The organism is Parasphingorhabdus sp. SCSIO 66989 (assembly GCF_032852305.1).
Lineage (GTDB): Bacteria > Pseudomonadota > Alphaproteobacteria > Sphingomonadales > Sphingomonadaceae > Alterisphingorhabdus > Alterisphingorhabdus coralli.
Genome location: NZ_CP136594.1, coordinates 535,517 through 547,771 on the forward strand (window position 1 = coordinate 535,517; position 12,255 = coordinate 547,771).

A 12,255-nucleotide genomic window follows, 5' to 3' on the forward strand; every position below is an offset into this window, starting at 1 on the left:
CCAATCAGAAAACATATTCAGCCGGACGGGCAAAAGCACTGAGCGGCGCAATTTCATTGTCGGCAAAGTGGGCAAGGCTGATCGAATCGCCAACTTTGCGGCCAATCGCCAAACGGGTCACGCCCGCTTCATTCTGACCGCATAGCAGGCGACCATCGTCGCTAAGCTGTCGGGCCAGCGGGGCGGGGATTGTCTCTACCGCTCCATCGATTACGATCAGAGAATAGGGCGCCGATTTGGGGCAGCCTTTTTCCAGCGGACCGCGTTGTACGGAAACATTGTCAATCGCGCCGACATTTTCCGAAAGCTGAGCGAAAAGCGTGTCGGATTCTTCCAGTGCGACGACGGATTCCACAATCGGGGCGAGCAAGGCGGCGATATAGCCGGTGCCTGCACCGATGATCAGCACGGTATCCGACGACACAATATTGGCATGTGTCAGCATACGACCGGTGGCTAGCGGCGGGTTAAGGACGCGGTCATCGGCCAGCGGCACCGCGCGGTCGATATAGGCCGATGCCTGGCGTTCTTCGCTAACAAAATGCTCGCGCGGCGTCACCGCCATCGCTCCGATAATTACCGGATCGTTAACGTCATTGGGGCGCAGCTGGCTGTTCACCATGGCACGGCGGGCGGTCTGAAATTCCGTATCCGCTACATTGGCGGGGGCCTGTTCAATCTCGGTCATCACTTCTGTTCCACTCTCAAACATTCAAATCCCGCTGCCCTTTCGCAATGGTGTATTAAATTCATAACACAGTCAAGCCGGACGCGTCAGGATGCTGGCTGCATATACTATAAGTGCGCGTAAGGCCTGTTATTGTGCGTGAACGCCGATGGCAATATTTGGTTGCGGACGACAACGGATTTTGTACCAATCGGCTTGACTTTCCGACAAAAGGCGCACATTTGCCGCGACCTGTTCACTTATCCGGGTTTTTGCTGATCCGGTCCGGCCCGATGGCGGAGTGGTGACGCAGCGGATTGCAAATCCGTGTACGCCGGTTCGATTCCGGCTCGGGCCTCCATCATCAGCGTGCAAATCGTCGAGCGAGTCTCTTGCTACTCCTGTTGCGCTGTGTCTTCATCTTTTCGATACTTTTCGAACCAGGCCAGGGTGTAATCCGTCTTGGCATTAAGCCGCGATGGACGGCCTGCAATACCGTGATTGGCGCCAGGAATCCGCACCATGACGCTGGGCACTTTGCGCAGTTGCAGCGCCTGATAGAATTGCTCGGTTTCCGAAATCGGGGTGCGATAATCGACCTCTCCGGTAATCAACATGGTCGGCGTTTCAACATTACCGACCAGAGACAGCGGCGACCGCTGCCAATAATGATCCAGATGCTCCCATGGCGGTCCGGGGAACTGGTTGGCGATCTGGCTGATATAGCTGTCGGCTGTAAGCACTTTTGACACCCAGTTGATCACCGGCTTGGCCGCAACTGCTGCATTGAAGCGATTGGTCAGGCCGATAGCATAGGCAGTGGCAATTCCACCTGCCGAGCCGCCCGCGATAAACAGATTGTCCTGATCCGCAAAGCCATTGTCTATGGCCCAATCCACCGCCGACATATGATCAGCAAAATCATCGGGGCTGGAGTATTTATATTTGAGCAGATTGGCGAATTCGCTGCCATAGCCGATAGAGCCGCGATGATTGTCATAGATCACGACATAGCCCGCTGCCGCCATGCGCTGCAATTCGGCGGAAAAATGCGGCCCATAGGCGAGATGTGGCCCGCCATGGATTTCGATGATCAGCGGATAGCGTTTGCCAGGCTGATAGTCTGGCGGTGTGATCATCCATCCCTGAATCTCGCGTCCATCGAGCGATGAGGCAAAAGTGAATTCCCTGAGCTCGCCGAGATCGCGATGCGCCAGCAGGTCTTCATTGAGGCTGGTTAGCCTTCTTGTCTGTCCATTTCTGGAGGCGTATATATCTGCCGGGCGATAGGCACTGCCTTTGGTGTAAACCAGAGCGCCACCCGGTCCGGCATCATAATCCCCGCTGACATAGGGGCGGCCAACGGTTGTGCCGCCAATGCCCTTCACTGCAACGCGACGCTTGCCTCCCAGACTGACCGCGCCGATCAGGTTCTCACCGCGATTCTGATAGGTAAATGTCATTTCGCGGTTGGAGAGCCATTGCAAATTGCTCACGCGCCGATCCAATCCAGTGGTCAGCTCTTTTGGACTGCCGCCGCTGCGGTCCATCACAAAGACCGAGCTTGGGACAAAGGGCTCTTGCGCGTTGCTCGCTTGGAGATAGCCAATATATTGGCCATTAGGGGATATTCTCGGGCTCGCCTCGACGCCCGGCGCGTCAGTAAGCTGGGTCAGCTTGCCGGAGCCGATATTGACCGAGAAGATATTCGCTTCACGGCTTTGCAGCTCCCATTCGGGATTACGATTTGCGGAGAACACGATCTCTTGCCCGTCAGGGGAAAAAGACAACTGGCCATCATGATGAAAATCCCCGGAGGTTAGCTGACGCGCGGTGCCGCCTTCTGCGGGGAGAATGAAGATATGGTCATAAGCCAGATCGCGAAAGCCTGAAGCGTTGGTGCGATAGCGGGCACGATCAATCAACCTGGCTGGCTTGGACCAAACCGCGCCCTTGGGCTTTTTGGGCTCCTTGATGAGCTTGTCCGCCTTTTTCTTGACCGCCATGGAGAAGGCAAGCGCATTCCCGTCCGGTGACCAGGTCAGGTTTGTTGGCCTTTCCGCATAACTGTTCAGAAGCGCATCCCGGCCCGAGCCGAGATAGCGCACAAACAGCTCCGATCTTCCCTTAACGCGCCGCAAATAGGCTATACGGGAGCCATCGGGTGACCAGCGCGGGGATGAATAAGACCCGTGTTCAGCCAGTAAGGGCTCATGCACGCGGCCTTCTAGGTCGGAAAGCCAGACATGTGCCCGCGTCCTGTCGGTCATGATGTCGTTGGACCGGCGTATATACAACACCCGCTTACCGTCCGGCGATATTTGCGGGTCGTCTGCCCATTCAAGTTCAAAAACATCTTCTGCCGAAAACAGTCGCGGAGCATCTTCGGCATAGGCGTTGCCGCTCAAGCTCATGGCCAAAACCAGGACGGACAGGGTTTTTCTCATGGCAACTCCGAAAGTGGCAGCGTTGAATTACGCTGAATTGCGAAAAAACCGGGTAATTGGCAACAACAGAGTCGTCGGCATGGCCGATTCTTTGCCATTACTGCGCTGTTTTTCCGGTATCTGTTTAGCGCGAAACCGCTAGTGCCGTAACGGCAGGATGCGCCTTGGTTCATGCTGGTTTAATCGTGCGGTTAAAACGCCTTGCCTTCACTCCCCGGACTGGCGTAAATGCAGCGGCAATAGCGCATCCACACCCCATTATCGGGCGATGGATTATAGGTGCTATCAAGATAAGAATGGCGTAAATTCGGTGCAATCCTCCGCGATTGCCCTTCCCCAATGACGAAAGGATCCCCGACTCATGACCGAAGCCTTTATATACGATGCTGTGCGCACGCCGCGTGGCAAGGGCCGTGCCGATGGCAGCCTGCATGAAATTACCGCCTTGAACCTTGCCTCGCAAACGCTGGCATCAGTGCGCGAGCGCAATGAGCTTTCTCCCGAAGCGGTTGAAGATGTTGCATTTGGCTGTGTTTCTCCGGTGGGTGAGCAAGGCGCGGTTATAACCCGCACCGCCGTCATGGACGCAGGCTATGCCGAGACCACTTCAGGTATTCAGGTCAACCGTTTCTGTGGTTCGGGTCTGGAAGCCGTGAATATCGCTGCGGCCAAGATCAAATCAGGCGAAGCCGATCTCACCATTGGCGGCGGTGTCGAGTCGATGAGCCGCGTGCCCATGGGGTCTGACGGCGGTGCATGGCCGACCGATCCGCAATCCGCATTCGACCATTATTTCGTGCCACAGGGCATTTCCGCCGATCTGATCGCGACCAAATATGGCTTCAGCCGTGACGATGTTGATGCCTATGCCGTCGAAAGCCAGAAGCGTGCCGCCAAGGCATGGGAAGAAAAGCGCTTTGAAAAGTCGATCCTGCCGGTGCGCGATGTCATTGGCGAGGTGATTCTCGACCATGACGAACTGATGCGTCCGGATACCGACATGCAGTCGCTCGGCGCGCTCAACCCAAGCTTCCAAGGCATCGGCGAGCAGATGCCGGGCTTTAACGATATCGCGATTATGAAGCACCCGGATGTTGAGAAGGTTAACCATGTGCACCATGCTGGCAACAGCTCGGGTATTGTGGATGGTTCGGCAGCAGTGCTGATCGGCAATGAGGAAGCGGGCAAAAAGCATGGCCTGAAACCGCGTGCGCGCATCGTTTCCATGGCGTCCATCGGTTCAGAGCCGACAATCATGCTCACCGGCCCCGAATTTGCAGCGCAGAAAGCGATTGAGCGTGCCGGCATGACCAATAGCGATATTGATGTCTGGGAATTGAATGAGGCGTTTGCCGCCGTCGTCCTGCGTTTCATGCAGGCGATGAATGTCGATCATAGCGAGATCAATGTGAATGGCGGCGCGATCGCTATGGGCCACCCGCTTGGTGCGACCGGCGCGATGATCCTTGGCACCGTGCTCGATGAGCTGGAGCGCTCGGACAAGAATGTTGCGCTGTCGACGCTGTGCATCGGCGCCGGAATGGGCATTGCCACCATTATCGAGCGGGTGAACTAAGCCATTATTTCGTTCTGCGTGAACGGTTAGAAAATTCAGGAAAATACACATGACCTATAAAGCTATGACCGTTGATATTGACGGTGACGGTATTGCCCTTGTGACCATTGATCTGCCGGGCCAGTCAATGAATGTCTGGAACGCCGATCTGATCGAGGATTTCAACGCTTTTGTTGAAGACCTCAACACCAACGATGCCCTTAAGGGTGCCGTGATCACGTCGGGCAAGGAAACGGGATTCCTCGCCGGCGCCGACCTCAACATGCTGGGTAGCAGCAAGGCCAATAGCATGGCCGAAGCGTTTGAGAGTGCCTTTGGCCTCAATGCGACGCTGCGCAAAATGGAAAGTGGCGGCCATGCGGCCAAGGCGCTGATCAAGGGCGCAGCCCATGCCAAACCGGTTGCTGCAGCGATCAATGGCCTGGCGCTGGGCGGCGGCCTCGAACTGGCCCTAGCCTGTCATTATCGCGTTGTCGCCGATAATCCGAAAATCCAGCTTGGCCTGCCCGAAGTACAGGTCGGCCTACTCCCCGGCGGCGGCGGCACCCAACGCCTGCCGCGCCTTATGGGTCTGCAAGCTTCAGCCATGATGCTGCTGCAAGGCCAGCCAGCCAATCCGCAAGCCGCGCTGGCGCAGGGTATTGTCGATGAAGTTGTGCCTGCCAATGATGTGGTTGCCAAGGCCAAGGAATGGGTCAAAGCCAACCCCAAGGCCGCTGCGCCATGGGACAAAAAGGGCTATAAAGTGCCCGGTGGTGCCGGTTCTATGAACCCGGCTGCAGCGCAGTTCTTTGTCGGTGCCAATGCCATGGCCAACAAGCAGAGCAAGGGCAATTATGCAGCGGTGAAGGCGATCATGTCCTGCCTCTATGAAGGCACGCAATTGCCGATCGACACCGCGCTGCGTGTGGAATCCAAATATTTCACGAAGCTGCTCTCCGGCCCACAGGCCAAAAATATGATCCGCACCCTGTTCATCAACAAACAGGCAGCGGAAAAAGGCGCATCGCGCCCCGAAGGCGTGCCCAAGACCGAGCTGAAGAAAGTCGGCGTGCTTGGTGGCGGCCTGATGGGATCGGGCATCACCCATGTCACCGCCAAGGGCGGCATGGATGTGGTCGTCCTCGACCGAAGCGTTGAGGAAGCGACCAAAGCCGTGACCTACAGCCAGAAGATCGTCGACAAGAAAGTCGCGCGCGGCAAGATGACGCAGGAAAAGGCCGACGCCTTTATGGCGCGCATCACGCCGACCGATAATTATGATGACCTGAAAGACGTCGATCTGATCATCGAGGCGGTATTTGAGCGCCCTGATGTCAAAGCCGATGTCATCAAGAAAACCGAGGCGGTGATCCGCGACGATGTGATCTTCGCGTCCAACACCTCGACCCTGCCAATCACCGGTCTGGCGAAGAACTCCAAGCGTCCGGAACAGTTTATCGGCCTGCACTTCTTCTCCCCGGTTGAGAAGATGCCGCTACTGGAGATCATCCCCGGTGAAGAAACCGGCGACAAGGCGCTGGCCGTGGCGTTTGATTATAATGCTCGCATCCGCAAGACGCCGATTGTCGTCAAGGATGTGCGCGGCTTCTACACCAACCGCGTCTTCCCGCCCTATGCTGGCGAAGCGATGCTGATGGTTGGCGAAGGCGTCTCTATGGCGCTTATCGAAAATGCCGCCGTTCAGATGGGTATGCCCATCGGTCCGCTGGCTGTTGTCGATGAGACCACGCTCAAGCTCGGCTATGATGTGATGCAGTCGACCAAGGAAGAGCTGGGCGATGATTATCAGCCATCGGGCAATGAGGAACTGTTCGAGCTGATGGTCAACAAGCTGGGCCGCAGCGGCCGACGCTTTGGCGGCGGTTTCTACGACTATGATGACAGCGGCAAGAAAACCGGATTGTGGAAGGGCATGACCGATCACTTCCCGCTTGCCGAGCAACAGCCGAGCGTTGAGGAAGTCAAACAGCGGCTGATGTTCATCCAGCTGATTGCCACCGCGCAATGTTTCGATGAGGAAGTTATCAAGGACCCGCAAAGTGCCGATCTTGGGGCGATTTTCGGCTGGGGTTTTGCGCCCTGGACCGGTGGCCCAATGAGCCATATCGACACCATGGGCGTCGATAATTTCGTCCGCATCGCCGACAATCTGGCGCAGAAACATGGCGAGCGCTTCAAGCCACCCATGTCCTTCCGCGACAAGGCCGATAAGGGCGAAAGCTTCTACAAGGCGGCCTGATTTTTTGCTTTGCTTAGTTTGAAAGGCGCGAGGATTTGGGGCTCCCAGATTCTCGCGCCTTTCGTGTTTTTTGTTTCATAAAAGCCACTAAGGGAAAAAGGAAAGAAGAGTGCACATCAAGCCCCAGCCTTGACACACAAACGCGCCATATGTGCGAGTGGGAAGCAGGCCATAATAATCCCGCCCCTTTGGGGCGGAAGCATTAGCGCTGAGCGAACAGCAAGGATCAATGCCCGGATATTCAGGACCAATACCACCAATAGCGTATGATCCCTTTTATGGTTTTTCCCTTTGTGGCTTTTATGAAACCTCACTTGCGCAAAGCTCTCGATTAATCCGCCAACGAACCACCTCTTCCCAAGCCAGCAGCCTGCCGATAAACCATCCCCATGTCCTTGCCTTCCTTGATCGTTATCGATGACTTTCTCGCCGACCCGCATGCGGTGCGGCGGCAGGCTTTGGGTCTCAGCTACAATCCGGCGAATAAACGCGGCAATTATCCGGGTATTACCTCGGATGAGGCGCTGGATGTAGCAGCACTCAACGATAAGCTCTCGCGTCTTGTCGACATGCAGGTGGCTGGCGATCCCGATACGCTGCACGGCCATTGTCGCATCACCAAAAAGGCCGACAAAGGCGCGACCGGGGTGCATATCGATCCGGCGGACTATTCGGGCATATTGTATCTCAGCGAAGAACCACAGGACCGTAGCGGCACCTGTTTTTTTCGCCACAAGCCAACAGGATTGGAGCGCATCCCGACAACGCCGGTGGCACTGGCAAAATCGGGCTATGCTGATCCCAGTGTTGCGGTCGAGCAAATCGTCAACACAGACACCAACAAACCGGCGCGCTGGGAGAAGGTGATGACCGTGCCGATGCGGTTCAACCGGCTGGTGCTGTTCAGCCCATGGATGTTCCATGATGCGGGGCCCGGCTTTGGCAAAACGCAAGAGGATGCGCGGCTGGTGATGCTGCTCTTTCTCAAAAAACAGCGATAGGAGAGACGATGCAACAGGCAGAGGATTTTCGTACCGAATGTGACGCTATACACGCGTTGGTAGCACCTTTGGATACCGAGCGGCTGGCGCAACCAACTGCTTTTAAAGGATGGAGCGTCGATGCCATTTTGCGCCATTTGCATGTCTGGAATGTCGCGGCCGATCTGTCGCTGACCGACGAGGCAGGCTTTCAGGCCTTTTTTGCCAAGGTGGGCGCGGCGGTCGCCAAGGGCGGGATGAGCGCTTTTGAAAGCGACTATCTTGAGGGTCTTTCAGGGCCGGAGCTGGTGAAAGCTTGGGTGGAATTTTATCCGCAGCTTGCCGATCATTTCGCCGCAGCAGACCCGAAGCAGCGCGTTGCCTGGGCGGGTCCGAGCATGAGCGCGCGCTCGTCCATAACCGCGCGGTTGATGGAAAGCTGGGCCCATGCTCAGGCGATATACGATATGCTGGGGCAGGTGCGTCAGGATGGAGACCATATCCGCAATATCGTTGTGCTCGGTGTCAACACCTTTGGCTGGACCTATAAAAACCGCAAATTACCGGTGCCCGAAACCATGCCGCTGCTGGAGCTGACCGCACCACAATCAGGCGACATCTGGCGCTATGGTGAGCCAGGCGATGCCGGACGGATTAGCGGCAGCGCGACCGAATTCTGTCAGGTTGTCACCCAGACACGCAATATTGCCGATACCGACTTGCAGGTAGAAGGTGATATTGCGCGCGAATGGATGGCGATGGCGCAGTGTTTCGCGGGTCCACCGCATGACCCGCCCGAGCCAGGTGTGCGCAAGGTTGCGGTGGTTTAACGCATAATGTGGCGCAAGGGAGGTTTCATAAAAGCCGCTAAGGGAAAAAGCATAAAAGGGATCATACGCTATTGGTGGTATTGGTCCTGAATATCCAGGCATTGATCCTTGCTGTTCGCTCAGCGCTAATGCTTCCGCCCCAAAGGGGCGGGATTATTATGGCCTGCTTTCCACTCGCACATATGGCGCACTTGTGTGCCAAGACTGGGCTTGATGCGCCCTCTTCTTTCCTTTTTCCCTTTGTGGCTTTTATGAAACCCTTAGGCAGAACGCATTTTTCAAAAACTTCCAGCTTGTGATACCCGCGCTGTTGCGGCAAGTGCGCCTTAGTAATCCCGCACCCGATCAGGAGACCATCCCGTGCCCCAGCTTGTCCTAATCCGCCATGGTCAGTCGCAATGGAATCTGGAGAACCGATTTACTGGTTGGTGGGATGTCGATGTCACCGAAAAAGGTGCAGCTGAGGCGCGCGCCGCGGGGGTGCTGATGCGCGAAAAGGGGCTGGATTTTGACCAGTGCTTTACCTCGCTGCAAACCCGGGCGATCAAGACGCTCAATCTGGCGCTGGAAGAAATGCAACGGCTGTGGCTGCCGGTGGAGAAGGATTATCGCCTGAATGAGCGGCATTATGGCGGGCTCACCGGTCTCAACAAACAGGAAACCCGCGACAAGCATGGCGATGAGCAGGTGCATATCTGGCGCCGCAGCTTTGATACGCCGCCGCCGCCGATGGAAGCGGGCTCACAATATGATCTGTCGGCAGATCGCCGCTATGCCGGAATCTCTGTTCCGGCTTCGGAAAGCCTGAAAAACACCATTGAACGCGTCTTGCCCTATTGGGAGGCACGCATTGCCCCTGAGCTGAAAGCGGGTAAGCGGATACTGATCTCGGCGCATGGCAACTCTCTGCGGGCGCTGGTCAAACATCTGTCCGGCATTTCCGACAATGATATTACCGGGCTGGAAATCCCTACTGGCCAGCCGATTGTCTATGACCTTGACGATGATCTGAACGAACGCGAGCGTTATTATCTCTCCGAGCGGTAAAGCTTAAGTCGACATCTGGTTGATTATCGTCGGCCCCGCGCAGGCGGGGCCAAAGCTTTTATGAAGACTCACGCAAAGACGCGAAGGCGCAAAGGACGTTCCGCTTGATACAACCTCTTCGCGTCTTTGCGCCTTTGCGTGAAAAATAGCCCTGGCCCCGCCTGCGCGGGGCCGACACGTTTCGGCACCAACTAGCGCTTATTGGCGACGAATATACGATTGCGCTTCGCTATCACCGCGATTACAAGAGTGTGCTTCCCATAACCGCCAAAGCGCGGGGCCATATAGGGGGCACAATGTCCGAGAATCCGAATCACGCGCAGCATGATGTAGCCATCATCATGGGCAGCCAGAGCGACTGGGAAACCATGCTCGCCGCTTCCAAGTGCCTCGAAGCGCTTCATGTCTCGCATGATTGCCATATCGTCTCGGCGCACCGCACCCCGGACCGGCTGGTCAATTTTGCCAAGGGCGCTGTCGATGCAGGTTACAAGGTGATAATTGCCGGCGCGGGTGGCGCGGCGCATCTGCCGGGCATGGTGGCCAGCATGACACGGCTGCCGGTGCTCGGCGTGCCGGTCCAATCCAAAGCATTGAGCGGCATGGACAGCCTGCTCTCCATCGCACAAATGCCGGGTGGTATCCCGGTCGGAACCCTCGCTATTGGCGCAGCGGGCGCGAAAAATGCCGGATTGCTGGCGGCGGCGATCCTTGCGGTGAACGATACAGCCTTGGCTGAACGGCTCGATGCCTGGCGTGCTGAGCAAAGCGCTGCCGTGGCGGAGAAGCCGCAATGAGTGACGATGATTCGATAATCGTCACGCCTTTGCCACCGGGCAGTATGATCGGAATCATCGGCTGTGGCCAATTGGGCCGGATGCTGGTGCTGGCGGCGGCGCAGCTTGGCTATCCCTGCCATGTCTATGGCCGCGAGCCTCTAGGTCCAGCGGGGCAGGTGGCGGCGCATTTCACTGAAGGCGAATATGACGATGCCAAAGCCATCGCGGCTTTTGCGGCTGAGTGCGATGTCGTCACCTATGAATGGGAGAATCTGCCGGTCAATCCGCTGGCGGCGCTGGGCCCGGAGGTTGACCTGTTCCCCGGTGTGCGTCCCCTGGAAGTCGGCCAGAGCCGCTTGGCGGAAAAGACATTTGTCGCGGGACTGGGCGGTCTGACCGCACCCTTTGCGCCTGTCAGAAGTGAGGATGAGCTTACCGATGCGCTAGATAAAAGCGGCGTCCCCGCGATCATCAAAAGCGACCGTATGGGCTATGACGGCAAAGGGCAGGTGCGGCTTCAGGACCGCGATGATCTGAGCACAGTGTGGCAGGAACTGAATGGCCAACAGGCACTGGCCGAGGGTTTTGTCGAGTTTGACGCGGAGTTTTCGGTGCTACTGGTGCGCGGGCGCGATGGGGCTATCCGCTTCTGGGATGCGCCGCATAATGTGCATGAGGATGGCATTTTGCGTCTCTCCACGGCCCCTGCGCCGGAGAATATCCAGACGCATATCCCCTCTGCCCGCGCACTGGCGCGCAAGATTGCGACTGAGCTGGACTATGTCGGGGTATTGGCGATCGAGTTCTTCGCCACTGCCGAAGGCCCGATTTTCAACGAAATGGCCCCGCGCGTGCATAATAGCGGCCATTGGACGATTGAAGGCGCAGCGACCAGCCAGTTTGAAAACCATATCCGCGCCATTTGTGGCCTGCCGCTTGGTGATACCCGATTGATTGAGGGCGGCGCGGAAATGCGCAATCTGATCGGTGATGAGGTCAAGCTGTGGAGCGATCACCTTTCCGATAGCGGCAGCCATGTGCATCTTTATGGGAAACGCCAGCCACGCCCCGGTCGCAAAATGGGGCATGTGACGCGGTTATTGCCGATCAACTGATGACCGAGACAGCGCACCGCCCGCATATCACCATGATCCTGGCCCGTGCCGATAATGGCGTGATTGGCCGCGATGGCGATCTGCCCTGGCATCTTCCCGCTGACCTCAAGCGGTTCAAAAAGCTGACTATGGGCAAACCTATGGTGATGGGCCGCAAGACTTTTGATTCCCTCCCGGGTCTGCTGCCGGGGCGGCGGCATATCGTTTTGACCCGCGATGCCGCTTGGGCTGCAAAGGGTGCGGAAACCGCAACTAATGTGGAGCAGGTACTTCAGCTTTTGGACGAAGCCGAAGCGATAGCGATTATTGGCGGGGCGCAAATCTATCGCCTGTTCGAAGCGCTGGCTGATCGGATTGAGATTACTAGGGTGCATGAGGATAGTGCGGGTGATACGCATATCGATGATTTCGACCCGAGCGTCTGGCGCGAAGTCTGCGCCGAGCATCACGCTGCGGAGGATGGTCGCCCGGCCTATAGCTTCGTCACCCTCGAACGCATATCCGCGACCGATTAGATGCGCAAAACCAGTTGCCGAAATCGCCAAATCGCGCCAATGAGAACGCCATGACCA

10 protein-coding genes and 1 tRNA gene are annotated in these 12,255 nt (G+C 56.9%); 9 read left to right on the forward strand and 2 right to left on the reverse strand.

What is annotated here, in order from left to right; genetic code table 11:
- Positions 1-4: 4 nt before the first annotated feature.
- On the reverse strand, positions 5-712 hold the full coding sequence (locus tag RB602_RS02425; RefSeq protein WP_317082629.1) for a protein-L-isoaspartate O-methyltransferase family protein: 708 nt from the start codon (positions 710-712) through the stop codon (positions 5-7).
- Positions 713-954: 242 nt separating this feature from the next.
- On the opposite strand from RB602_RS02425, the gene RB602_RS02430 reads away from it, so the two are divergent.
- Positions 955-1,028: transfer RNA gene (locus RB602_RS02430), tRNA-Cys, on the forward strand.
- Between the two features lie 34 nt (positions 1,029-1,062).
- Here RB602_RS02430 and RB602_RS02435 read toward each other — a convergent pair.
- A complete protein-coding gene (locus tag RB602_RS02435; RefSeq protein WP_317082631.1) occupies positions 1,063-3,081 on the reverse strand; it encodes a S9 family peptidase in 2,019 nt (672 codons plus the stop codon).
- Between the two features lie 394 nt (positions 3,082-3,475).
- On the opposite strand from RB602_RS02435, the gene RB602_RS02440 reads away from it, so the two are divergent.
- The 8 genes from RB602_RS02440 (at position 3,476) to RB602_RS02475 (ending at position 12,198) form a co-directional block, all read left to right on the forward strand.
- Positions 3,476-4,690 (forward strand): acetyl-CoA C-acetyltransferase, encoded by a 1,215-nt coding sequence (locus tag RB602_RS02440; RefSeq protein ID WP_317082633.1) that lies wholly within the window; start codon positions 3,476-3,478, stop codon positions 4,688-4,690.
- 49 nt (positions 4,691-4,739) lie between these two features.
- Positions 4,740-6,932 (forward strand): 3-hydroxyacyl-CoA dehydrogenase NAD-binding domain-containing protein, encoded by a 2,193-nt coding sequence (locus tag RB602_RS02445; RefSeq protein WP_317082635.1) that lies wholly within the window; start codon positions 4,740-4,742, stop codon positions 6,930-6,932.
- Positions 6,933-7,321: 389 nt separating this feature from the next.
- Entirely contained in the window at positions 7,322-7,933 is a 612-nt protein-coding gene (locus RB602_RS02450) for a DUF6445 family protein (RefSeq protein WP_317082637.1), read from the forward strand.
- A gap of 8 nt (positions 7,934-7,941) precedes the next feature.
- On the forward strand, positions 7,942-8,742 hold the full coding sequence (locus RB602_RS02455; protein WP_317082639.1) for a TIGR03084 family metal-binding protein: 801 nt from the start codon (positions 7,942-7,944) through the stop codon (positions 8,740-8,742).
- Positions 8,743-9,102: 360 nt separating this feature from the next.
- Positions 9,103-9,789: a 2,3-diphosphoglycerate-dependent phosphoglycerate mutase gene (gene gpmA, locus RB602_RS02460; RefSeq protein ID WP_317082641.1), complete on the forward strand. Its 687-nt coding sequence runs from the start codon at positions 9,103-9,105 to the stop codon at positions 9,787-9,789.
- A gap of 296 nt (positions 9,790-10,085) precedes the next feature.
- On the forward strand, positions 10,086-10,586 hold the full coding sequence (gene purE / locus RB602_RS02465; RefSeq protein WP_317082644.1) for a 5-(carboxyamino)imidazole ribonucleotide mutase: 501 nt from the start codon (positions 10,086-10,088) through the stop codon (positions 10,584-10,586).
- Positions 10,583-11,683 (forward strand): 5-(carboxyamino)imidazole ribonucleotide synthase, encoded by a 1,101-nt coding sequence (locus tag RB602_RS02470; protein WP_317082645.1) that lies wholly within the window; start codon positions 10,583-10,585, stop codon positions 11,681-11,683. Before purE ends, RB602_RS02470 begins: the two co-directional genes overlap by 4 nt.
- Positions 11,683-12,198: a dihydrofolate reductase gene (locus RB602_RS02475; protein WP_317082646.1), complete on the forward strand. Its 516-nt coding sequence runs from the start codon at positions 11,683-11,685 to the stop codon at positions 12,196-12,198. Before RB602_RS02470 ends, RB602_RS02475 begins: the two co-directional genes overlap by 1 nt.
- The last annotated feature ends 57 nt before the right edge of the window (positions 12,199-12,255 follow it).

What these genes read in the sequence shown, in the direction of transcription:
- RB602_RS02455 (WP_317082639.1), top strand. Translation starts at nt 7,942, where the DNA reads ATGCAACAGGCAGAGGATTTTCGTACCGAATGTGACGCTATACACGCG.
- RB602_RS02470 (WP_317082645.1), top strand. Translation starts at nt 10,583, where the DNA reads ATGAGTGACGATGATTCGATAATCGTCACGCCTTTGCCACCGGGCAGT.
- RB602_RS02450 (WP_317082637.1), top strand. Translation starts at nt 7,322, where the DNA reads ATGTCCTTGCCTTCCTTGATCGTTATCGATGACTTTCTCGCCGACCCG.
- RB602_RS02435 (WP_317082631.1), bottom strand. Translation starts at nt 3,081, where the DNA reads ATGAGCTTGAGCGGCAACGCCTATGCCGAAGATGCTCCGCGACTGTTT.
- purE (WP_317082644.1), top strand. Translation starts at nt 10,086, where the DNA reads ATGTCCGAGAATCCGAATCACGCGCAGCATGATGTAGCCATCATCATG.
- RB602_RS02445 (WP_317082635.1), top strand. Translation starts at nt 4,740, where the DNA reads ATGACCTATAAAGCTATGACCGTTGATATTGACGGTGACGGTATTGCC.
- RB602_RS02425 (WP_317082629.1), bottom strand. Translation starts at nt 712, where the DNA reads ATGTTTGAGAGTGGAACAGAAGTGATGACCGAGATTGAACAGGCCCCC.
- RB602_RS02475 (WP_317082646.1), top strand. Translation starts at nt 11,683, where the DNA reads ATGACCGAGACAGCGCACCGCCCGCATATCACCATGATCCTGGCCCGT.
- RB602_RS02440 (WP_317082633.1), top strand. Translation starts at nt 3,476, where the DNA reads ATGACCGAAGCCTTTATATACGATGCTGTGCGCACGCCGCGTGGCAAG.